This is a genomic window from Streptomyces sp. NPDC051020, assembly GCF_040683105.1.
In the GTDB taxonomy this organism is placed as follows: domain Bacteria; phylum Actinomycetota; class Actinomycetes; order Streptomycetales; family Streptomycetaceae; genus Streptomyces.
In genome coordinates, this window is the sequence record NZ_JBFBCG010000101.1 from 1 (window position 1) to 21,400 (window position 21,400).

At 69.3% G+C, this 21,400-nt stretch carries 21 protein-coding genes and 2 pseudogenes; 15 read left to right on the forward strand and 8 right to left on the reverse strand.

Annotation, left to right across the window (positions count from 1 at the left end):
• From AB0N06_RS33575 to AB0N06_RS33585, 3 genes and pseudogenes are all read left to right on the forward strand, one after another.
• Positions 1-126 (forward strand): annotated as a pseudogene (locus AB0N06_RS33575) (electron transfer flavoprotein subunit beta); the annotation flags it as partial.
• 97 nt (positions 127-223) lie between these two features.
• Entirely contained in the window at positions 224-1,186 is a 963-nt protein-coding gene (locus AB0N06_RS33580) for an electron transfer flavoprotein subunit alpha/FixB family protein (protein WP_366138473.1), read from the forward strand.
• A gap of 171 nt (positions 1,187-1,357) precedes the next feature.
• Positions 1,358-2,656 carry an aldolase gene (locus AB0N06_RS33585; protein WP_366138474.1) on the forward strand — a complete coding sequence of 433 codons (1,299 nt, stop codon included), beginning with the start codon at positions 1,358-1,360 and terminating at the stop codon, positions 2,654-2,656.
• A 16-nt stretch (positions 2,657-2,672) separates the two neighbouring features.
• On the opposite strand, the gene AB0N06_RS33590 is transcribed toward AB0N06_RS33585, so the two are convergent.
• Positions 2,673-3,515: an alpha/beta hydrolase gene (locus AB0N06_RS33590; RefSeq protein ID WP_366138475.1), complete on the reverse strand. Its 843-nt coding sequence runs from the start codon at positions 3,513-3,515 to the stop codon at positions 2,673-2,675.
• 133 nt (positions 3,516-3,648) lie between these two features.
• Here AB0N06_RS33590 and AB0N06_RS33595 point away from each other — a divergent pair, with 133 nt between their 5' ends.
• Positions 3,649-4,419 carry a DUF5937 family protein gene (locus AB0N06_RS33595; protein ID WP_366138476.1) on the forward strand — a complete coding sequence of 257 codons (771 nt, stop codon included), beginning with the start codon at positions 3,649-3,651 and terminating at the stop codon, positions 4,417-4,419.
• 27 nt (positions 4,420-4,446) lie between these two features.
• Here the strand turns inward: AB0N06_RS33595 and AB0N06_RS33600 are convergent, their stop codons facing one another.
• The gene (locus tag AB0N06_RS33600) at positions 4,447-5,475 is read right to left on the reverse strand and encodes a LacI family DNA-binding transcriptional regulator (RefSeq protein ID WP_366138477.1); all 1,029 of its coding nucleotides are present in this window, start codon (positions 5,473-5,475) and stop codon (positions 4,447-4,449) included.
• A gap of 183 nt (positions 5,476-5,658) precedes the next feature.
• Between AB0N06_RS33600 and AB0N06_RS33605 the strand changes: the two genes are divergently transcribed.
• Complete coding sequence (locus tag AB0N06_RS33605; RefSeq protein ID WP_366138478.1) at positions 5,659-6,624, forward strand: ROK family protein; 966 nt, start codon at positions 5,659-5,661, stop codon at positions 6,622-6,624.
• A gap of 203 nt (positions 6,625-6,827) precedes the next feature.
• On the opposite strand, the gene AB0N06_RS33610 is transcribed toward AB0N06_RS33605, so the two are convergent.
• Positions 6,828-8,870, reverse strand: coding sequence for an NPCBM/NEW2 domain-containing protein (locus AB0N06_RS33610; protein WP_366138479.1), 2,043 nt, complete (start codon positions 8,868-8,870; stop codon positions 6,828-6,830).
• Between the two features lie 268 nt (positions 8,871-9,138).
• Here AB0N06_RS33610 and AB0N06_RS33615 point away from each other — a divergent pair, with 268 nt between their 5' ends.
• The 4 genes from AB0N06_RS33615 to AB0N06_RS33630 all read left to right on the forward strand — a co-directional run bounded on the left by AB0N06_RS33615 (position 9,139) and on the right by AB0N06_RS33630 (position 12,863).
• Positions 9,139-10,428 carry an ABC transporter substrate-binding protein gene (locus tag AB0N06_RS33615; protein ID WP_366138480.1) on the forward strand — a complete coding sequence of 430 codons (1,290 nt, stop codon included), beginning with the start codon at positions 9,139-9,141 and terminating at the stop codon, positions 10,426-10,428.
• Positions 10,429-10,444: 16 nt separating this feature from the next.
• Positions 10,445-11,359, forward strand: a complete 915-nt coding sequence (locus tag AB0N06_RS33620) for a sugar ABC transporter permease (protein WP_366138481.1) — start codon at positions 10,445-10,447, stop codon at positions 11,357-11,359.
• Complete coding sequence (locus AB0N06_RS33625; protein ID WP_366138482.1) at positions 11,356-12,282, forward strand: carbohydrate ABC transporter permease; 927 nt, start codon at positions 11,356-11,358, stop codon at positions 12,280-12,282. The genes AB0N06_RS33620 and AB0N06_RS33625 overlap by 4 nt, the downstream gene beginning before the upstream one ends.
• A 314-nt stretch (positions 12,283-12,596) precedes the next feature.
• A complete protein-coding gene (locus AB0N06_RS33630) occupies positions 12,597-12,863 on the forward strand; it encodes a hypothetical protein (RefSeq protein ID WP_366138483.1) in 267 nt (88 codons plus the stop codon).
• 1 nt (position 12,864) lies between these two features.
• Here AB0N06_RS33630 and AB0N06_RS33635 read toward each other — a convergent pair whose 3' ends face one another.
• Positions 12,865-13,089 (reverse strand): hypothetical protein, encoded by a 225-nt coding sequence (locus tag AB0N06_RS33635; RefSeq protein WP_366138484.1) that lies wholly within the window; start codon positions 13,087-13,089, stop codon positions 12,865-12,867.
• Between the two features lie 161 nt (positions 13,090-13,250).
• Here AB0N06_RS33635 and AB0N06_RS33640 point away from each other — a divergent pair, with 161 nt between their 5' ends.
• Complete coding sequence (locus AB0N06_RS33640; RefSeq protein ID WP_366138494.1) at positions 13,251-13,547, forward strand: TIGR03618 family F420-dependent PPOX class oxidoreductase; 297 nt, start codon at positions 13,251-13,253, stop codon at positions 13,545-13,547.
• A 51-nt stretch (positions 13,548-13,598) separates the two neighbouring features.
• Here the strand turns inward: AB0N06_RS33640 and AB0N06_RS33645 are convergent, their stop codons facing one another.
• Positions 13,599-13,775: a hypothetical protein gene (locus AB0N06_RS33645; protein ID WP_366138485.1), complete on the reverse strand. Its 177-nt coding sequence runs from the start codon at positions 13,773-13,775 to the stop codon at positions 13,599-13,601.
• A 197-nt stretch (positions 13,776-13,972) separates the two neighbouring features.
• On the opposite strand from AB0N06_RS33645, the gene AB0N06_RS33650 reads away from it, so the two are divergent.
• On the forward strand, positions 13,973-15,010 hold the full coding sequence (locus AB0N06_RS33650; protein ID WP_366138486.1) for an NUDIX domain-containing protein: 1,038 nt from the start codon (positions 13,973-13,975) through the stop codon (positions 15,008-15,010).
• Here AB0N06_RS33650 and AB0N06_RS33655 read toward each other — a convergent pair.
• Positions 14,969-15,151: pseudogene (locus tag AB0N06_RS33655) on the reverse strand (MBL fold metallo-hydrolase); the annotation flags it as partial. The gene AB0N06_RS33650 and the pseudogene AB0N06_RS33655 overlap by 42 nt on opposite strands.
• Positions 15,152-15,166: 15 nt before the next feature.
• Here AB0N06_RS33655 and AB0N06_RS33660 point away from each other — a divergent pair.
• Both AB0N06_RS33660 and AB0N06_RS33665 read left to right on the forward strand, forming a co-directional pair.
• Positions 15,167-15,955, forward strand: a complete 789-nt coding sequence (locus AB0N06_RS33660) for a hypothetical protein (protein WP_366138495.1) — start codon at positions 15,167-15,169, stop codon at positions 15,953-15,955.
• 190 nt (positions 15,956-16,145) lie between these two features.
• Entirely contained in the window at positions 16,146-16,577 is a 432-nt protein-coding gene (locus AB0N06_RS33665) for a discoidin domain-containing protein (protein ID WP_366138487.1), read from the forward strand.
• Between the two features lie 166 nt (positions 16,578-16,743).
• Here AB0N06_RS33665 and AB0N06_RS33670 read toward each other — a convergent pair whose 3' ends face one another.
• Positions 16,744-18,108: a dipeptidase gene (locus AB0N06_RS33670; RefSeq protein ID WP_366138489.1), complete on the reverse strand. Its 1,365-nt coding sequence runs from the start codon at positions 18,106-18,108 to the stop codon at positions 16,744-16,746.
• Between the two features lie 184 nt (positions 18,109-18,292).
• On the opposite strand from AB0N06_RS33670, the gene AB0N06_RS33675 reads away from it, so the two are divergent.
• Entirely contained in the window at positions 18,293-19,507 is a 1,215-nt protein-coding gene (locus AB0N06_RS33675; protein ID WP_366138491.1) for a geranylgeranyl reductase family protein, read from the forward strand.
• A 299-nt stretch (positions 19,508-19,806) separates the two neighbouring features.
• Here the strand turns inward: AB0N06_RS33675 and AB0N06_RS33680 are convergent, their stop codons facing one another.
• Positions 19,807-20,256, reverse strand: coding sequence for a nitroreductase family deazaflavin-dependent oxidoreductase (locus AB0N06_RS33680; protein WP_366138492.1), 450 nt, complete (start codon positions 20,254-20,256; stop codon positions 19,807-19,809).
• Between the two features lie 130 nt (positions 20,257-20,386).
• On the opposite strand from AB0N06_RS33680, the gene AB0N06_RS33685 reads away from it, so the two are divergent.
• Positions 20,387-21,130 (forward strand): TetR/AcrR family transcriptional regulator, encoded by a 744-nt coding sequence (locus AB0N06_RS33685; RefSeq protein ID WP_366138493.1) that lies wholly within the window; start codon positions 20,387-20,389, stop codon positions 21,128-21,130.
• The last annotated feature ends 270 nt before the right edge of the window (positions 21,131-21,400 follow it).

A 21,400-nucleotide genomic window follows, 5' to 3' on the forward strand; every position in this document is an offset into this window, starting at 1 on the left:
GGTGCGTGGACCGCGGTGGATTCCGCGGCGCCGCGTCCGGCCCGCACGGCGGGCACGATCGTCAAGGACGAGGGCGAGGGCGGCAAGCAGCTCGCCGCGTTCCTCGCGGAGCAGAAGTTCATCTAGTCGCTGTTTTGCGGGCCGGATGTTTGTCTGACCCGCCGGCGTGTTCGGTTCCGCACATCCATCTTTGAACTCTCGTTTCGCAGGAGATTGAAGTCCCATGGCTGAAGTTCTCGTCTATGTCGATCACGTGGACGGTGCCGTCCGCAAGCCCACTTTGGAGCTGTTGACGCTGGCGCGCCGGGTCGGTGACCCGGTCGCGGTCGCGTTGGGCAGTGGTGCGGCCGGTACCGCGGCGGTGCTCGCCGAGCACGGTGCGGTCAGGGTCCTGACCGCTGAGGCGCCGGAGTTCGCCGAGTACCTGGTCGTGCCGAAGGTCGACGCGCTGCAGGCGGCGTTCGAGGCGGTGTCCCCGGTGGCGGTGCTGGTTCCGTCGTCCGCGGAGGGCAAGGAGATCGCGGCCCGGCTCGCGGTCCGGATCGGGTCCGGGATCATCACGGACGCCGTCGATCTGGAGGCTGGTGAGCTGGGTCCGGTCGCCACCCAGTCCGCGTTCGCCGCGTCGTTCACGACCAAGTCGCGTGTCTCGCGGGGCACTCCGGTGATCACGGTCAAGCCGAACTCGGCCGCGGTCGAGCCGGCCCCGGCCGCCGGTGCGGTCGAGACGCTGCCGGTCACGTTCTCCGCGCAGGCCACCGGCACGAAGGTGCTGTCCCGCACCCCGCGCGAGTCGACCGGGCGTCCGGAGCTGACCGAGGCCGCGATCGTGGTCTCCGGCGGCCGTGGTGTCAACGGTGCGGAGAACTTCCGCATCATCGAGGCGCTCGCCGACTCCCTCGGCGCGGCCGTGGGTGCCTCGCGTGCCGCGGTCGACGCCGGCTGGTACCCGCACTCCAGCCAGGTCGGTCAGACCGGCAAGTCCGTCTCCCCGCAGCTCTACATCGCCTCCGGGATCTCCGGGGCGATCCAGCACCGGGCCGGCATGCAGACCTCCAAGACCATCGTCGCGATCAACAAGGACGCCGAGGCCCCGATCTTCGACCTCGTCGACTACGGCATCGTCGGCGACCTCTTCCAGGTCGTCCCCCAGCTCACCGAAGAGGTCAACTCCCGCAAGGGCTGATCTGCCGGGGCTGTGCCCGTTCTCGATGGTCCGGGGCCGCGTGGTGTTCTCACCGCGCGGCCCCGGACCGTTTCTGATCACCATTGACGCAGGTCCGGTGGCCTTATAACTTCACCATACGGATTGTTGATTCCGTGAAGCGGAAACAGTGACGCTGTGGAGGGTGTGGACATGGGTCAGCAGGAGAAGGTGGCAACGAGCCTCGCCGGGGCCGTCAGCGAGGAGATCAGTGCCTCCCTCACCGCGGTGGACGCCGAGCTCGCCCGCCGCTACCCGGGAGACCCCGGCACCCGCCAGCCCGTCCACACGGTCTACGTCCCCGGCGACACCTTCACCGCAGACACCATCCGCTCCTGGGGCGACCAGGCGCTCCGCGCCCTCGACGAGCATGCCCCCGACGCGGCCTCGTTCGCCGCCGTCCTCGGCATCCCGGAGGAGCTCGCCGTGCCCGTCCACGACCGGGTCCGCGCCAAGCTGGAGCGCGAGCCCGTCGAAGACCTGCGCATCGACTTCGAGGACGGCTACGGCCCCCGCCCCGACGCCGAGGAGGACGAGGCTGCCGCCCGCGCCGCGCGGCTGGTCTCGGAGGCGTACGAGAACGGCACGGCGGCCCCGTACATGGGCATCCGGATGAAGTGCATGGAGGCCGCCGTGCGAGACCGGGGCATCCGCACCACGGACATTTTCCTCACCGGCCTGATGCAGGCGGGCGGGCTCCCCGAGGGCCTGGTGCTCACCCTCCCCAAGGTGACGTACCCCGAACAGGTCACCGCCTTCGTCCGGCTCCTCGATGCCTTCGAGCAGGCCCACGGCCTGCCGTCGGGCCGGCTCGGCTTCGAGATCCAGATCGAGACCAGCCAGTCCATCCTCGCCGCCGACGGCACCGCCGCCGTGGCCCGCATGATCGATGCCGCCGGGGGCCGCGCGACCGGCCTGCACTACGGCACCTTCGACTACAGCGCCTGCGTGGGCGTCAGCGCCGCTTACCAGGCCAGCGACCATCCGGCCGCCGACCACGCCAAGGCGGTCATGCAGGTGGCCGCCGCGGGTACCGGCGTACGTGTCTGCGACGGCTCGACCAACGTCCTCCCGGTCGGCCCCACCCACCAGGTCCACGAGGCGTGGCGGCTCCACTACGGGCTCACCCGCCGTGCGCTGGCCCGCGCCTACTACCAGGGCTGGGACATGCACCCCGGCCACCTGCCGACCCGTTACGCGGCCGTCTACACCTTCTATCGCGAGGGCCTGGAACAGGCCGCCGCCCGGCTCGCCGCGTATGTCGCCAAGGCCGGCGGCGACGTCATGGACGAGCCCGCCACCGCCAAGGCCCTCAGTGGATACCTGCTGCGCGGCATCGACTGCGGTGCACTCGACACCGCCGAGGTCGCCCGCCTGACGGGGCTGTCGCGGGCGGACCTCGACGCGTTCGCCTCGCCCCGGCGCGGAGGACTCACGGTGACGGCGCTGTAGGCCGCGGGCCGTAGCGTCAGCCCCGCAGGAAGGCCTCGACGGTCCCGCTGAAGCGGACGGGATCGTCGAGCCACGGGAAGTGACCTGCGCCCGGCTGGACGGCCAGTTCGGCGTTGGGGAACAACCCTGCGACGGTGGCCGCGACGCGAGGAAGCGGACCGCTGTCCAGCTCGCCCGCGAGGACCAGGACCCGGGCGTCCAGCGCGGCAACGGCGTCGCGGGCCGCGGCAGGGGCGAAGGCATCGGGGGACGCGTAGATGTCCGCGGCCTCGTAGTTGCTCTGCTCGACGTCGGCTGCGGAGTGCGCCTGAGCGGCGGTGTCCCAACGGCCGTAGAAGAACGGGGCAATGGCATCCCAGTCGGCGTCGGTGGCGCAGCCTGCCCAGACGGCCTCGTACGCGTCGTGCGCGGCCTCGAACCACGGCTCGGCCCTGCGCAGCGCGGCGGCCTCACGGCGATGCTCCTCGGTGAAGTCGACACCGAGGGCACGCGCACGGGCGGTGATCAGCGTGAGGGTCCGGATGCGCCGGGGATGCCGGGCCGCGTGGAGGATCGCGAGATCGCCGCCCGCGGAATGAGCCAGGACATCCACACGGTCCAGACCGAGGTGATCGCGGAACGCTTCCACATCGGCCACCTGCCGGTCGACGCGGTAGGTGGCCGGGTCGGCGGGGATGCCTGAGCCGCCGGTGCCCCGCAGGTCGAGCATGACCAGTTGGCGCCGACTCGCCAGGCCGCCCAGATCACCGAGGTAGGCGGAGGCGCGCATGGGACCACCGGGCAGGACGAGCACCGGCTCACCCTCACCCACGAGGTGATAGGCGAGCTCGGTTCCGTCGGGAGCGGTGAAAGCAGGCACGGGGTCATCCTGGTGACCGTACGACAGACACAACAAGCGATTTACGCGGAACTCCTCGTCCGTACCGCCGGTTGCCGCCGGGAGGACCGGGGCCACAGCTCCCCGCAATCGCTCCCCGGAAGTCTTCGACGACTTGGTACCGGGTGACGCTGCGGCCCCGTTCCCGGAATTCGCGGCCGAACTGGAGGCGATCCGGCAGACCCCGCCCGAGCGGGTGCGGACCGATCTCGACAAGCTCGGCGTCGAGCGGGACCTCGGGGGGTCCGTGCGGCTCGGAGTGCTGCGCGAGGCACCGGAACCGGCGCTGGAGAAGGTCGCCGCCGAGATCGAGACCTACTGGGAGCTGGCGCTCGCGCCGTACTGGGCCAGGATCCGCCAGCTGCTCGAAGCCGATGTGTTCCGCCGGGCGCGGCAGGTTGCCGAGCTCGGGGCCGCGCAGGTCCTCAACGAACTGCATGACTCGGTGCGGTGGGACGAGAGCAGCCTGCGCCTGGTACGCCGCCACTGCGCCCTGACCCGCGCCGACTCGGGCGCGGGGATGCTGCTGGTGCCCTCCGTGTTCGCCTGGCCGCGAGTGCTCACCCGCTCGGTGGCGCCGGACCCGCCGCAACTCGCCTATCCGGCACGGGGCATCGGCACCCTCTGGGAGCCGCGCAGCACCGAAGCCGCCGATGCGGTCGCCGCTGTCCTGGGCCGCTCCCGCACCCTGCTTCTGACCGAGCTCGACACCCCCGCGTCGACCACCGCGCTCGCCCGGCGTTCCGGACTGTCCGCGGCCGGCGTCTCCCAGCACCTCACAGCCCTGCGCGACGCCGGCCTGGTGACCGCCCACCGCGCCGGACGCTCGGTCCTCTACGCACGCACGTCCGTAGCGGACGCGCTGTTGACGCCTGCCGGAAGCTGATCGAGCCGGTCCGTCGACGCCCCCGGCTCAGGCGGGCGGCAGTTCGCCCGAGCCGCGGGCGATGAGGGACGTCGGCAGTTCCACCCGCGCCGGGGCGTCGTCCGCGCCGTCCAGCCGGCGGAAGAGGTGCTCGGCCGCCGTCCGGCCCACGGCCGCGGCGTCCTGGGAGATGACCGTGATGCCCAGCAGGTCGGCCAGTTCGATGTCGTCGAAACCGACCAGGGCGACCGGACGCTCCCGCTCCGCCAGCACGCGCACCGCGGTGACCGTCACCCGGTTGTTGCCCGCGAAGAGCGCGGTGACCGGTTCGGGGCCCGAGAGCATCGCCTCGGCGGCTGCCCTGACCCGCGCCGGGTCGGTGGAGCCGAGGGAGACCCAGGAGTCCTCGACGGCGATCCCGGCGTCCGTCATCGCGGAGTGATAACCGCGCAGACGCTCGGTGGCCGTGTGGATACGCGGCTGGTCACCGATGAAGCCGATCCTGCGGTGTCCGTGCGCGATCAGATGGGCGACACCCTGCCGGGCGCCGCCGAAACTGTCGGAAAGGACGATGTCGGCGTCGATCCGGCCCGCCGGGCGGTCCACGAAGACGGTGGCGATGCCCGCCTTTATCTCCGGCTCCAGGTAGCGGTGGTCGTCACCGGCCGGAATGACGATCAGCCCGTCCACCCGGCGGGCGCAGAGCGCGAGGACGAGCTCCTGCTCGCGCTCCGGGTCCTCGGCGCTCGATCCGTTGATGAGCAGGGCGCCGTGGGCGCGGGCGACTTCCTCGACGGCGCGGCTCAGCGGCCCGTAGAACGGGTCGGCGAGATCCTCCAATACCAGGCCGATGGAGGCGGTACGGCCCTTGCGGAGCACGCGCGCGCTGTCGTTGCGGCGGAAGCCGAGCGCATCGATCGCCTCCTGGACCCGGCGCTCGGTGTCCGGCGTGACCCCCGGTTCGTTGTTGACCACGCGGGAGACCGTCTTGAGGCCTACTCCGGCCCGGGCGGCGACATCCTTCATGGTCGGCCGGTTGCCGTAGCGGGGCTCGGAGTGACGGGCGGTCTCTGTCACGATGCGCTGTCCTGTCGTCGGATGCGGGCTGTCCGGCCGGTCGCAGACCGGTGCCGCGGAGGTGCCGGAGGCTGTGTCGTCGAGCATAGGCCCTGGACAACGTTGTCAACTGAATAGAGACTATGCAGACTATTCACTGAAGCCGCAGGTCCCCGCCTCCTCACTCATCCGGAGCCCACACCGATGCATTCCGACCTCGTCGCCGCGCTCGACATCGGCGGCACCAAGATCGCCGGCGCTCTGGTGGACGGCAGTGGCACGCTCCTCGTGCGGGCGCAGCGGCCGACGCCCGCCCGGGAGAGCGGCGAGACGGTGATGGGCGCGGTGACGGACGTGCTGGCCGAGCTGACCGCCTCGCCGCTGTGGGGACGGGCGACCGCCGTCGGCATCGGCAGCGCAGGTCCGGTGGATGCCTCGGCGGGGACGGTCAGCCCCGTCAACGTTCCCGGTTGGCGCGACTTCCCGCTGGTGGACCGGGTACGCAGGGCCGCCGGGGGGCTCCCCGTGGAGCTGGTCGGTGACGGGGTCGCGATGACCGCGGCCGAGCACTGGCTCGGTGCGGCCCGCGGTTACGACAACGCGCTGTGCCTGGTCGTGTCGACAGGGGTCGGCGGCGGTCTCGTCCTCGGAGGCAAGCTGCACCCGGGGCCCACCGGCAACGCCGGTCACATCGGCCACATCAGTGTGGATCTGGACGGCGACCCGTGTCCGTGCGGTTCGCGTGGCTGTGTGGAACGGATCGCCAGCGGGCCGAACATCGCCCGCCGCGCCCTGCAGGGCGGCTGGCAGCCCGGCCCGGATGGCGACGCCACGGCCGCCGCCGTGGCCGCCGCCGCGCGGGCCGGGCATCCGGTGGCGGTCGCCTCCTTCGAGCGCGCCGCGCAGGCGCTGGCCGCCGGAATCGCCGCCACCGCCACGCTGGTCGAGATCGACATTGCCGTGGTCGGTGGGGGAGTGGCCGGTGCGGGCGACGTCCTGTTCGCTCCGCTCCGCCGAGCCCTGCACAGCTACGCCACGCTCTCCTTCGTCCAACAGCTCACGGTGGCACCCGCGGTGATGGGTACGGACGCGGGCCTGGTGGGTGCCGCGGCCGCCGCCTCCGCGGTCAGGCCGGGCGGGGCGGCGGCCGCGGCCGCACTGAACGGCTGAACAAGGTCCGGCTGCCGGACGGTGCGCGGCGACCCGTCGCGTCCGGCAGCCGAGCGATGGTCCGGAGGCCGGGCGTGCCCGGTGGCCGCCGCCCCTGCGCGGAACCGTACCGGAAGCGGCTACAGGCCCGTACTCAGTGCCTGCCCGGCCCTCTTATTACCGGGCGGGCACTCCTCCTACGTCGCCCGGCACCCGTGCCGGACTCAGCACCCGATCCGCAGGTCCGCCCAGTCGGCGTGGTCGTAGTTGATCCCGTCCCCGCCGTCGGTGACCACCAGACGTACCACCTGTGCGCCGCTCACATCCGCGGTGATCGGCTGCGCGGCCATCGCGTTGGTCAGGACCCCGGTCGACGCCACCTTCGTGCCGTCCGCCCAGATCTCGAACGCCACCGTGCCACGGGCACCCGCCTCGTCGTCGACTCCGACCTGGGCGGTCACGGCGCTGCACGCACCACCCGTGTAGAACTCGACGGCGCTGTCCGCGTGTGCCCCGAGTCCCTTCGCGAAGACGGTGCCGCCGATGGTCAGCGGATGACCGTCGCCGGCCCGGTTCTCACCGTTGCTGGTGTCCTTCTCGACCGGACCCCAGCCATTGGACGCGGAGAGCTGCGGCAGATCGCTCAGATAGCTGCTGCCGGCCGGGGGCGCCACCACCACATGCGCCTGGAACGGCACCGAGGACCGCACGCGCGTCCCGGTCGGTGACTGGTACTGGGCGCTGAGCTTCAGATCGTACGTACCGGTGGCTGTGCCCGCGGGAGGCGTCACCTGCCAGCGTGTGGTCAGCGCACGGCCGGTGGGCACGACATCGGTGCCGGTCGGCGACAGCGCCGTGATCTGCCAGCCCGACGGGCCGGTGAGCGCCGCGGAGACGTTCTTGGCAGGCGTACGGCCCAGATCGGTGACCGTCGTCGTCAGCGGCGCGTTTCGGCCGGCCTCCACCAACGGGCTGCCGGTCAGACCGAGTTCCACGGCCGGCGGGTAGGCGGCCCACTTGCTGTCGGCGGCGACCCGCAGCAGTACCGTGCCGTGCGCCGGGACGGTCGCGGAGATGCCGCCCGCCGTGTTGTACGTCGTGTGCTGCCACAGGTCGCGCGTCGTGTACGCGTCGGCCTCCGGCAGGCCCGCCTCCTTCGCGGTCGTGGAGATGTGCTGCGCGGACCCGGTCTCGTTGAACAGCGCCACGACCCGGCTGCCGTCCTTCATCTCCTTGGCGACGACCCAGCGCCCGCCGGTGGAGGAGACCACGGCGCCCTGCTTTCCCAGCGGGTCCTGATCGACCGCGATGACCTCCTGGTTCGAGAGGATCTCGAAGGTCTCCGGAGTCGCCTTGCGCAGATCGGAGCCGATGAGCAGCGGCGCCGCCATCACGGACCACATGGAGAAGTGGGTGCGGTACTCGGTGTCCGTCATTCCGCCGTTGCCGACTTCGAGCATGTCGGGGTCGTTCCAGTGCCCCGGTCCCGCGGCGGCGGCGAGCGGCAGGTTCTGCTTCATGATCGACAGCATGCTGCCCCAGCTGTCGCTGATGTCGCCCGTCGTGCGCCAGAGATTGCCGACGTCTGCGGCCCACTCCCAGGGCTTGTTCTGGCCCCACTCGCAGATGCTGTAGACGATGGGACGGCCGGTGGCCTCCAGCGCGTCGCGCATCGTTGTATAGCGCTTCTTCGCGTCGACGCCCTGGTTGTTGCAGTTGTCGTACTTGAGGTAGTCGACGCCCCAGTCCGCGAACTGCTGCGCATCGCTGTACTCATGGCCCAGTGCTCCCGGCAGTCCGGCGCCGTCGCACGTCTTCGTGCCCGCGCTGGTGTAGATGCCGAGCTTGAGCCCCTTGGAGTGGACGTAGTCCGCGACGGCCTTGATGCCGTTCGGGAAGCGCACCGGGTCGGCCTCCAGCTTGCCGTCCGCGTTGCGCTGCGGCTTCGCCCAGCAGTCGTCGAGGTTGACGTACTGGTAGCCGGCGTCCTTGAGGCCCTTCTCGACGAAGATGTCGGCGATTCCCTTGACCATCGCCTCGTTGAACTCGGCCCGGCAGTGGGTCGAGTTCCAGTTGTTGAATCCCATCGGCGGGGTGAGTGCGAGCCCGTTGCCGGACTGCGGGCTGACCGCTGCGGCAGCCGCCGTCGTCGGTGAGTCCGCGACGGCGGGAGCGGTTGCGCCCGCTGCGATGAGCAGACCGGCGGCCAGCGCTCCGATGACTGTTCTGCCGTTTGCTCGGGTCGTGCGGGTTGGAAGATGACGCATCGTAACGTTCCTCCACGCTCGTGTCAGATCGGATGACATCATGCGCACGCCAGGGGCGCGCGATTACGTTAGGGCGTGTTGGAGTCTGTTGGAAGGGGTGCGGTAAAGGTTATTCGGAATCTCGTCAAATCCCTTGACAGTTCTCTGACTTGGGGGGTGGGATCCAATCGCACGTTCGGCTGTGTTGGGTTGCATCCCGGAGGAGGGGGTCATGACGCACTCGTCGTACGACAGGTCAAGCACGCCTGGCAGCGTGGCAGGACATCGGATGTCTCGGCGGAGCCTGCTGCGTGGTGCGGCGGTTGGCGCGGGCGCGATCACGCTTCCCTCGCTGCTCACGGCATGCAGCAGTGGTCCCGGTGGTGACGGCAAGACGATCCACATGGGGTCGAATTCGTCCGACCCCATTCCCAAGAAGGCTTTCGCCGACGCGTTCAAGGCGTACGAGGCGCAGTCCGGAGGGCGGAAGATCGTGGTCAACACCGTTGACCACAACACCTTCCAGGAGAACATCAACAAATACCTGCAGGGCAATCCGGACGACGTGTTCATGTGGTTCGCCGGCTACCGGATGCAGTTCTTCGCCAAGAAGGGACTGCTGTACGACATCAGCGACAACTGGCAGCACTACGCAGGGTTCTCGTCCGCGCTGAAGGCCCAGTCCACCGGTGAGGACGGTAAGCAGTACCTCACGCCGTACTACTACTACCCGTGGGCCGTCTTCCACCGGAAGAGTCTCTTCACCGAGCGCGGCTACCAGGCGCCCAAGACCCTCGACGAGTACGTGGCGCTCGCCAAGCAGATGAAGAAGGACAAACTCGACCCCATCGCGTTCTGTGACAAGGACGGCTGGCCCGCGATGGGTACCTTCGACTACATCAACATGCGGACCAACGGCTACGACTTCCACAAGAGCCTGATGGCCGGCGAGGAAGCCTGGACGGACAAGCGCGTCAAGGACGTCTTCGACACCTGGCGCCGGCTCCTTCCGTACTGCCAGCAGGGCGCCAACGGCCGCACCTGGCAGGAGGCCGCGACCAGCCTGCAGAAGAAGGAAGCCGGCATGGCGGTCTTCGGGCTGCCGCACCCCGGCGCCCAGTTCCCCAAGGGCGAACAGGAGGACATCGACTTCTTCCCGTTCCCGGTCATCAACCCGGAGCACGGCCAGGACGCAGTCGAGGCACCGATCGACGGGTTCCTGCTGGCGAAGAAGTCGAAGAACCTCAAGAACAAGAAGACGCTGGAGAGCGCCAAGGACCTCGTGAAGTGGCTGGCCACCGGCAAGGCCGAGGACATCTACCTCAAGAGCGACCCCAACAACATCGCGGTCAACGATCAGGCGGACATCTCCCAGTACTCGGCGCTGCAGAAGAAGGCCGTGGAGCTGGTCTCCGGTGCCAAGCAGATCTCCCAGTTCCTGGACCGCGACACCCGGCCGGACTTCGCCTCGACCGTCATGATTCCGGCCATCCAGAAGTTCATCAGCAACCCGAACGATGTGGACGGCCTGGTCAACGACATCGAGCGGCAGAAGAAGACCATCTTCGCCTCCGACTGAATCTGGAGTACCGACCGTGTCGTTCCTCTCGGAGCGGCGCACCGAACGGCGGGGCCCGCGGCGATTCTCCGGCCGCGACCTCGCCGTTATCGGTCTGCTGCTCGGCATACCCGTCCTGCTCGACATCGCCATTGTGTGGGGCCCGACCCTTGCCTCGATCGTGCTCTCCTTCACCAGCTGGGACGGCATCGGCGACATCAAGTGGGTCGGTACGCAGAATTACGAGAACCTCTTCACCAATTACCCGCAGTTCTGGCCCGCCGCCCGGCACAACCTGCTCTGGCTGGCCTTCCTCGGGCTCGTCGCCGCGCCGTTCGGGCTGTTCCTCGCCGTACTCATCGACCGCGGCGTGCGGTTCAGCCGCTTCTACCAGTCGACGCTGTACATGCCGGTCGTGCTGTCGCTCGCCGTGGTCGGCTTCATCGCGCAGCTGATCTTCTCCCGCGACCAGGGGGCTCTCAACGCGATCATCGGGGACAGCGCGTCGCCGACCGACTGGCTCGGCGACCCGGACCTCAACATCTGGATGGTCCTGCTCGCCGCCGCGTGGCGGCACACCGGCTATGTGATGATCCTCTACCTTGCCGGGCTCAAGGCCGTCGATCCCTCGCTGAAGGAAGCGGCCGCCATCGACGGGGCGAACGAGGCCCAGACCTTCTTCCGTATCGTCTTCCCCACGCTGCGGCCGGTCAACGTCATCGTCGGCGTCATCACCGTCATCGAGTCCCTGCGCGCCTTCGACATCGTGTACGCCGTCAACCACGGCCGCAACGGACTCGAACTGCTCTCGGTGCTCGTCACCGACAACATCATCGGTGAGGCGAGCCGCGTCGGCTTCGGATCCGCCATCGCCGTGGTCCTGCTCACCGTTTCCCTCGGATTCGTCGTGACATACCTGGTCCAGGAGCTCCGAGGGGAGAAGAACCGATGACCGTCGACACCGCCCCCGCCCGCCCCGCCGCACAGCCCGCGCCCCCGCCACCCGCTGCGGTGCGCCGCGGTCTCCGCCCGGGCCGGCTCGGCGTGCACGCCTTCCTGATGGCAGTCTCGCTTGCCTTCCTCGCGCCGCTGCTGCTGGCGGTGTACGCCTCTCTGCGGCCGTACGACGAGACCTCCCAGTACGGCTACTTCTCGCTGCCGAGGCATCTGTCGTTCGACTACTACCGGCAGGCGTTTGCCGACTCCGGGATGACGAAGTACTTCGTCAACACCATGATCATCGCCGTCCCGGGGGTGCTCGTCACCCTCTTCCTCGCCTCGTTCGTGGCCTTCGCCCTGGCCCGGCTGAAGATGCGCGGCGGGATCGTGTTGCTGATGCTCTTCACGGCCGGGAACCTGTTGCCCCAGCAGGTGATCGTGACCCCGCTGTACGTGGTGTTCAACCGCATCCCGCTGCCCTACTGGATGTCCGACTCGATGACGATGTACGACTCGTACTGGGCTGTCGTCGTCGTCCAGATTGGCTTTCAGCTCGGGTTCTGCGTCTTCGTCCTCGCCAACTTCATGCGCACCCTGCCGCAGGAGATCCTGGAAGCCGCCGTCGTCGACGGCGCGGGCGTCTGGACGCAGTACTGGCGGATCACGCTGCCGCTGTGCCGCCCGGCCCTCGCCGCGCTCGGCACGCTTCAATTCACCTGGATGTACAACGACTTCCTCTGGGCCCTGGTCTTCGTCTCCGACGGCGACAAACTGCCCATCACCTCCGCCCTCAACAACCTGCGCGGGCAGTTCTTCACGGACTACAACCTCCTCGCGGCGGGCTCGGTGATCGTCGCCCTGCCGACGATTGTGGTCTTCCTGCTGCTGCAGCGGCACTTCATCGCGGGGCTCACCCTGGGATCGAGCAAGGGATAGGTCCGACCCGGGCACACATGCAACGCCGACACGTCAGGACACAAGGAGGGCAGGCTGCGGGAAGGCGCCGGGTTGGATCCGTGAGTCGCCCGAAGGCGCCGACTCGCCGTGCTGCGCGACGGACTGGGCCAACGTCACGTGCAGTCGGCGAACGCCTACCCGCACAGTGGCCCGGAGTTGTTGTCGGCACTGGGTGATCACACTCGGGTTTGAGGGCGGGCCGCGCGACATCAGGAGGCGATCCGGCCAACTGCGTCCGGAGCGGCGCCGCCGTGAGGCGGGGCAGTGTCAGTGGTGGCTGCGATGCTGCCTGCATGGACGAAATCATGCGACGGCGGGTGTACGGCGCCGACCACGACGATCCTGATCCGGGCCCGCAGCCCGGGCATGCTTATCGCGAGCTGGTCGGCGGCCCGCTCGACGGGCTGCTCCTCGACGTGACGGGCTGGTCGGAGGTGGCACTCGCCGACGGGGCCGTGCTGATGACCGAGATCGGTATGCACGGCCCAGGTGGCAGGTCGGAGTACGGGCCGCGGGCGGACGATTCACAGAAATGGGACTGGCAGGGAGACACACCCTGAATCAGGTGGCCTCGTACTGATGCGCTGCGGCGCCCTGCCATTCCACCAGGGCGGGAGTGTCAAGGGCCCGCTCCGGGTCCGCCATGCCGGCGTCGGCGAGAAACACAATGATGTCGCGGTCGCTGTGCGCCAGCCCGAGCCTTTCGTCGCGGCCGTTGATGTGCACGGTCACGAGCCTGGCGCCGGACGGTGTGGGGGCGTGAACGATGATAGGTGGAGTCGCCATGGTTCCAGGGTGGCGCGTGATGCCGGTCGGCGCGCATCTGGCTGGTCCGGATGTGTGGTGCCCGAGGACCGGGGGTACAGGCGGTGGGCCGGTTGACCCGTCCTTCGGCAACGATGTTCCATAGCCGGCGGCGGGGGTCCTGGGAGTAGGTATGCCCGCTGATCACGCGCGACGGAGACGACCTGCTGTTCTCCACGACCGTGGACCGGCTGCAGGGGAAGAACGCTGCCCGCGACCCGTGCGTCACCCTGCTGACCAGCCCGCCAGAGAACCCGTACACCTATGCGGAGATCCGTGGTACCGCCACCGTCACGCCCGACAGCACCCATGAGCTGTTGAACGAGCTGGCGCACAAGTACACCGGTCAGGACTACGCAACGTTCAATCCGGCCTCGAAGAACGACGGTCAGCGGGTTGTCGTGCGGGTCTCCCCCGTCAAGGTCACTGGCAGGCTCTGACACCACGACCGGATTCCGGCCGTAGGCCGTGGCGGCGGACGCGGGGCGGAGTCACTGGCCCCGGTCCGCACCCTGCTGCGGTACGACCACCAGGAACGCGTCCTCCTTCAGGTCCATCACGACCTCGGCCGCCACACCCTCGCCCCGGCGCGCAGCCGCGAACTCCTCCGCAGGCCAGCTGCCTCGCGGACCACCCGCGGGAAACCGCTCCAGTACTGTGCGCTGCACCGTGCACCCCCTTGCCTCGTCGGCTCCAACGAGGCCCCGCCGTTCCCGTTACGGCCGCTCGGGCGCCTGACTCGTTCGGTGGGACGCCTGCCGACGGGCATCCGGCACTTGCTTTCGTGCAACAACATCGCCACGGCCGGGTTTTCGCGGCAGGGTGTTGCGGGCAACCCACAGAGGGCTACGGAAGAGGGGGAACCGTGATCATCTGGATCAACGGTGCGTTTGGCGCGGGCAAGATGAGCGCCGCGCGCGAACTGATCGATCTGATCCCGAACAGCACCGTCTACGACCCCGAACTGATCGGCGGGGGACTGCGGTACCTGCTGCCCCAGAAGAGGCTTGCCGAGGTGACCGACTACCAGGACCTGCCGATCTGGCGACGTTTGGTGGTGGACACGGCTGCCGCTCTGCTCGCCGAGGTGCCCGGGGTGCTCGTGGTGCCGATGACGCTGTTGCGACAGGAGTACCGCGACGAGATATTCGGAGGGCTCGCTTCCCGACGCATTCCGGTGCGTCATGTACTGCTCTCACCTGAGGAAACGATCCTGCGGCAGCGGATCGCGGACCGTGAGGAAGTACCGGACGACTCGGAAGCCGGCGAGCGGGTACGGCAGTGGGCGTACGAACACATCGAGCCCTACCGGACCGCGCTCGGCTGGATCACCGCGGATGCGCACACCATCGACACCAGCACGCTGACTCCGTACGAGACGGCCGAGCGCATCGCCGACGCGGTACGTACCGGAGATGCCGGCGTGTGCGAGATCGTGCAGACGCCCGCGCCGACTGCGGAGACCCTTGCCGCCGGGGTGCTGCTCTTCGACGAACACGACCGGGTCCTGCTCGTCGACCCCACGTACAAGCCCGGCTGGGAGTTTCCCGGTGGGGTGGTGGAGCCAGGCGAGGCACCGGCACAGGCCGGGATACGGGAAGTGGCCGAGGAGATAGGGATTCAGCTCGACCGGATTCCCAGCCTGCTCGTCGTCGACTGGGAGCCGCCGCACCCGCCCGGCTACGGAGGGCTGAGGCTGCTCTTCGACGGCGGGCTGCTGCACTGTCAGGACGCCGAACGGCTGCTGCTGCCCGGTTCCGAACTGCGCGGCTGGCGGTTCGTCACTGAGGCGGAGGCCGCAACGATGCTGCCGCCGCACCGGTACGAGCGGCTGCGCTGGGCGCTGCGGGCCCGCGAGCGGTCAACCGTGCTCAACCTGGAGGCCGGAGTCCCGGTCGGCTGACGCCCGCAGCACGGCGTCGGCGTCGGTAGTGAGGGGATCACCGTGCCCGAAGCAGACCGTGGATGGGGCCGGCGCCGCCAGCCGCCGGAACGAGGCCAGTGCCTCGGCCTGGTCCGTGTCGAAGACCTCCAGCATCACCTGGTCGCCGCCCTCGCTGTGGCCCTCGTCGCAGCCTTCGTCGTCGCCCCGAGCACGCTGGCGGCGAGCGGTTCGGGCGGCGGCCTCGGCGATAAGCGGACCCTCACCGAAGCGCTCCGCGAAGCGTTCGTCGGGTATGGGAGATCCGGCGACCGGGATTTCTCCCCGGACTTGCAGAGGGTTATCGATTACTGGTTCCGCCACCACGTGGCCAAGGCCGTGATCGCTGCGACTTTGCTGATCGTGCTCGTGGCGCTCGGCGTTCTTCTCTGGAAGGCATTTTCGAGGGCTGGCGCTCTCGGGGCGGGAAGGAGAGCCGTCCTCGCGTCGGCCGGCGTACTTGTCACGATGCTCGCGCTGCTCTCGTTGATAACGGTGATGGCCAACGTCCAGGGTGCAGCAGCGCCCTTCGCCTCGTTGTTGCCGATGCTGCGGGTAAGCGCAACCGACGGAGAGCTCGCCGATACGCTCGATCAAGTCAGGCAGCGACTGACTGACTCCCTGAGCAGGGGTGACCAATCTCCGCCTGCCCTCGAGGTGATGATCAGCAACTTCTCGCGATACCACGTGGCGCTGGCTGTGGTTGGTGCGATCGTGGCGGTCGTCCTCAGCGCCATGAGCGTGGTGTTGTGGAAGAGGTTTGCGAGAACGGGGTCGTCCGACAGGCATACGAGGCGCGTGTTGGGGTCGTTCGGCGTTCTCTCGGCGTTGTTGTCGCTGGTCGTGATCGTCGTCGTTGTGGCGAACACGACCACCGCAGCACACCCGGCGCCGGCACTCCTGGCCTTCTTCGACGGCGGATGGTGAGGCACCTCGTGGGCGATCGGCTTCAGGGGTGGTGAGCTGCTGTCAGTCTTCGTGGACCACCGTCGCCAGCCGTACAGGCCGCGAAGCCACGGGAGTTGACACTCTGACGTTCGATCCGGTCACGGCACGGCACGTACGGCTCGTCGGCACGCAGGCAGACAGCAAGCAGAACGGGTACGCCCTGTGGAGCATGCGCGTCTTCGAGGTGCCGGACCAGGCGCTGCACCGGCCGACGGCGGCGTCCTCGTCCGAAGTGGCGAGCCTGGGACCGGAGAACGCCACCGACGGTGACGGCAAGACCCGGTGGGCCAGTGCCTACCGCGACGGTGAATGGATCCAGGTCGATCTCGGCTCCCCGCAGACCGTCCGGCGTGTCCTGCTCGACTGGGAGAACGCCTCCGTTCGTGACTACGACATCCAGGTCTCCGACGACGCCGCCAGCTGGAAGACGGTGGCCTCGGTTCGGGGAAAGTCGGCCGGTGCCCGCGTGGACGAACTCACCTTCCAACCGGTGACCGCCCGGTACGTGCGGATGCAGGGCATCAAGCGGACGACCGGCTGGGGCTACTCGCTGTGGCACCTGGAGGTTCGTTCCATGAGCCCGGAGCCCGACCCCGCGTAATCCGCCAGGGGGCACTGGGGCTATGAGAACACGAGGGACCCGCGCCGGTCGTGGCGTCGCCCACGCGACCGGCACGGATCTCCCGACGGCACAGCTCCGCCGAAGGACATGGATGCACCTCCCGCGTACGAGAGGTGCATCCCGCCCCGGAACAGATGATGCGAAGTCAGGAGCTCTTGGACTCCGCGTAGTTCTGCAGGAACAGCGCCTCGGCGACCGACAGCCGCTCCAGCTCCTCGGGCGACACGCTCTCGTTCACCGCGTGGATCTGCGCCTCCGGCTCGCTCAGGCCGATCAGCAGGATCTCCGCCTCCGGGTAGAGCGCGGCGAGGGTGTTGCAGAGCGGGATCGAGCCGCCCATTCCGGACGTCTGCATCTTCTCGCCGGGGTAAGCGGCCTCCATGGCCTGCGCCATCGACGTGTACGCCGGGCTGGAGGTGTCCGCGCGGAACGCCTGGCCCTGGCCGACCTGCTCCACCGAGACCCTCGCCCCCCACGGGGCGTGTGCCTTCAGATGGGCGGTCAGCAGCGTCGTCGCCTCGGCCGCGTCATGGCCCGGCGGCACCCGCAGGCTGATCTGCGCCCGCGCGCTCGCCTGCAGCGACGGCGTCGCGCCGACCACCGGCGGGCAGTCGATCCCGATGACGGTGACGGCGGGCCGGGCCCAGATGCGGTCGGCGACGGTACCCGTGCCGATCAGCGCCACACCGTCGAGGACCTTCGCGTCCTTGCGGAAGTCGGACTCCGGGTACTGCAGCCCGTCCCACTCGGCGTCCGTGGCGAGCCCGTCGACGGTCGTGGTGCCGTCCTCGGCGCGCAGCGACGCCAGCAGCTGGATCATTGCGGCCAGCGCGTCGGGGGCGGCGCCGCCGAACTGCCCGGAATGCAGATTCCCTTCGAGAGTGTCGAGGGTGACCCGCAGCATCGTCATACCGCGCAGTGTCGCGGTGACCGTCGGCAGACCGACCCGGAAGTTGCCGGTGTCGCCGATGACGATGGTGTCGGCAGCCAGCAGCTCGGGGTGCGCCTCGGCGTACCGCTCCAGACCGCCGGTGCCCTGCTCCTCCGAACCCTCGGCAATCACCTTGACGGAGACCGGGACGCCGCCGTTCGCCTTGAGAGCACGCAGGGCGAGGAGATGCATGATGAAGCCGCCCTTGCAGTCGGCCGCGCCGCGGCCGAACCAGCGGCCCTCGCGCTCCGTCAGCTCGAACGGCGGGGAGATCCAGGCCGACTCGTCGAGCGGCGGCTGCACGTCGTAGTGGGCGTAGAGCAGCACGGTCGGGGCACCGGCCGGGCCGGGCAGGAAGCCGTAGACCGACTGGGTGCCGTCGGGGGTGTCGAGCAGGGCGACGTCCTGGAAGTCCTCGGCGCGCAGTGCGTCGGCGACCCAGGCTGCGGCCGCCTCGCACTCGCTCTTCGGGAACTGCGCGGGATCCGCCACCGACTGGAAGGCCACCAGCTCGGTCAGCTCCGCCTTGGCACGGGGCATCAGCGAGGCAATGGTCTCGGAAATCGGATGGGCGGTCATGGGCACGCTCCTCGTGGGTGCGACGTTATGTGTACGAATCCGTCTGCATGAACGCCGTGTGTGCGGCGCTGCATGCAGGGCGAACGTACGGTCGATCCTCCCACAGCGGGGACCGGTCGCAAGGCGCCGTAGGATGCCGTGAGCAGCTTGGGCCACTGGTCGGGATCGGGAGCAGAAGCACATCGTGAGCAGCGAGAACGCAGACGCCGGACATGAGCTTGAAGAGTCGTCCGTGTGGGATGTCGTCGTAGTCGGCGCCGGACCGGCCGGAGCCTCCGCGGCATATGCGGCGGCGGTCGCCGGGCGGCGGGTGTTGCTGCTGGAGAAGGCGGAATTGCCCCGCTACAAGACCTGTGGCGGCGGCATCATCGGGTACTCCCGTGATGCGCTGCCGCCCGGATTCGAACTGCCCTTGCAGGACAGGATCCACGCGGTGACGTTCTCGCTCAACGGCAGGCTGGCACGGACCCGCCGCTCCAAGCGGATGCTCTTCGGGCTCATCAACCGGCCCGAGTTCGACGCGGGTCTGGTCGAGGAGGCGCAGAAGGCGGGCGCCGAACTCCGCACCGGAGCGTCGGTGAGCCGGGTCGAGCAGCACGGCGCCTCGGTGCCGGACCGACGCACGGTCGCCGTGGTGCTCGCCGGCGGCGAGACCGTCCTGGCCCGCGCGGTCGTCGGCGCCGACGGCAGCGCGGGACGCATAGGTGCCCATGTCGGGGTCAAGCTCGACCAGGTGGACCTGGGCCTGGAGTCGGAGATCCCGGTCCCCGCCACCGTCGCGGAGGACTGGGCCGGGCGGGTGCTGATCGACTGGGGTCCGATGCCCGGCAGTTACGGGTGGGTCTTCCCGAAGGGCGACACCCTGACTGTCGGTGTGATCTCGGCGCGTGGTGACGGCGCAGGGACCAAGCGGTATCTGGAGGACTTCATCGCCCGGCTCGGTCTCGCCGGGTTCGAGCCGAAGATCTCCTCCGGTCATCTCACCCGCTGCCGCAGCGACGACTCCCCGCTGTCCCGCGGACGGGTACTCGTCTGCGGCGACGCGGCGGGGCTGCTGGAGCCGTGGACCCGCGAAGGTATCTCGTTCGCACTGCGCTCCGGGCGGCTCGCCGGTGAGTGGGCGGTCCGGATCGCGGAATCGCACGACGCGGTGGACGCCCGCCGTCAGGCGCTCAACTACGCCTTCGCCATCAAGGCCGGGCTGGGTGTCGAGATGGGTGTCGGTCGGCGCATGCTGAAGCTGTTCGAGCGCCGCCCGGGAATTCTGCACGCGGTGCTGACCGGATTCCGCCCGGCCTGGAAGGCGTTCGCCGGGGTCACCCGCGGGACGACGTCGCTGGCCGAGCTGGTCCGTACCCACCCGCTGGCACAGCGGGCCCTGTCGGCGATGGACCGTTAGGCCGCCCCCCATGTGCCGGCCGGCCTTAGGCCGTTTCTCGGCGCTCGCCGTGCCGACCGGACCAAGACGCCGGTGGGCCGGAGTCCGGGCCGACGGGCGGTGGCGGTCCCGTCGTAGCGGGTGGTTCGGGCCTCGTCCCATGCGTCGGGTGATGTATCGACAGGCAGCGCCGCGCCCGCCGGGGGCGAACCCGTCGAACCCCGGTGGCCAGGTCTGGCCGTGAGGCCTGCGACGGGTGATCTGTCGGAGCCGTCGACTCCTGCCCGGCAGGGGCACAGGCAGTGCTGTGCTGGTCCGGGTCAGGACGTGATGGTGATGCGGAAGACGGGGTGGTCGGGGGCGATGCGGCGCAGCTCCTCGACGGACGAATCCGGGCCGACGCCGGCGAAGAAGACCCCTACCTCCGCCTTCCAGCGCTTGAGGTAGGCACGCAGCAGTTCCGGCTTCTCGTCGTCGGCGATCTCGGCGGCGGTGAAGACGTCGGTCTTCTTGCCGAGGTGGAGCTCACCGCCGCCGGCAGCACGCATGTTGTGCGTCCACTGGACATGGCCACGCGGCGCGACGAGATACTGCTGCCCGTCCACGGTCAGGAGGTTGACCGGGGTGCGGCGCCACTCGCCGCTCTTGCGGCCGCGGACGGCCAGGACTCTCGATCCCCAGACGCTGATGCCGCGCCGGGTGATCCAGGCGACGGTGCGGTTGAAGACATTGACCGTGAACCAGCCGGGCTTCTGAACATGCACGGACATGAGATTCTCCTCATTGGAAAGTGTGAGCACTGCTCTCGCTTGAGATCAGTGTGCACGAGGTTGGCGCTCAAAAGCAAGAGCACTGCTCTCTTTATTGGTCGGTGCTCCAATCCGTGGCAGACTAAGCTCCATGAGCGCCATCAGAGGAGCCAGGGAACGGGCCCGCATCGAAGTCACCGCAGCCATCAAGGACGAGGCGAGAAAGCAGCTCGCAGCCGACGGCGCCGCGAAACTTTCGCTGCGCGCCGTCGCACGTGAGCTGGGCATGGTCTCGTCCGCGCTGTACCGGTACTTCCCCAGCCGCGACGACCTGCTCACTGCCCTGATCGTCGATGCGTACGACGCCGTGGGCGAGGCCGCCGAGACCGCTCACCGGGCCTCGTGCGACGTCCCACCCGTACCCGCCGCACATCTCGCCCGCTGGATCGCGGTCGCCTGCGCCGTACGCGAGTGGGCCCTCGCCCACCCCCATGAGTACGCTCTGATCTACGGCTCGCCCGTGCCCGGGTACACGGCACCTCAGACGACCATCGGCCCCGCCTCCCGCGTCGGCCTCGTTTTCATCGGGATCGTCGAAGACGCCCACCGCACGGACGGCCTCGCCGTGCCGCCTCTCACCGCCGAACTGCGTCCCGAGGCCGAGCGGATGGCCGCCGACCTGGCACCCGATCTCCCTCCGGCGGTCGTGGCCCCTCTCGTGGCCGCGTGGGCGCAGCTCATGGGGCTGATCTCCTTCGAGATCTTCGGCCAGTTCAACCGGATCGTCGAAGCCCGGGAGGCCTTCTTCCGGCAGGCGGTCGCCGACCTGGCCCGTCACGTCGGATTGCTCGACGACCGGGCTAACCGCCCGGCCGCCAGCAGCTCCGGTGCCTGAGCCTGCCCGCCCGTATGTCCGCCCATCGGCCCGGACGGACATCTTGCCTGCGCCGACCGGGGTTGGTCACTGCTCGCCGGTGAGTGTGCAGGAGGTTGAGTCAGCTCGACCGTGTGCTGGTTTGCCCGATGGCTTGCGGCACGCTGGGCCGACCGGGTTAGAGGGCGCGCGGATCGGTGGGGCGGCGTCGCGTGCCGATGGGCGGCGCCCGGCGGCGTTGTCGTCGGTCGACGACTCCCCCATAGCCCGAAAGGCATGGGAGGGGCCCCC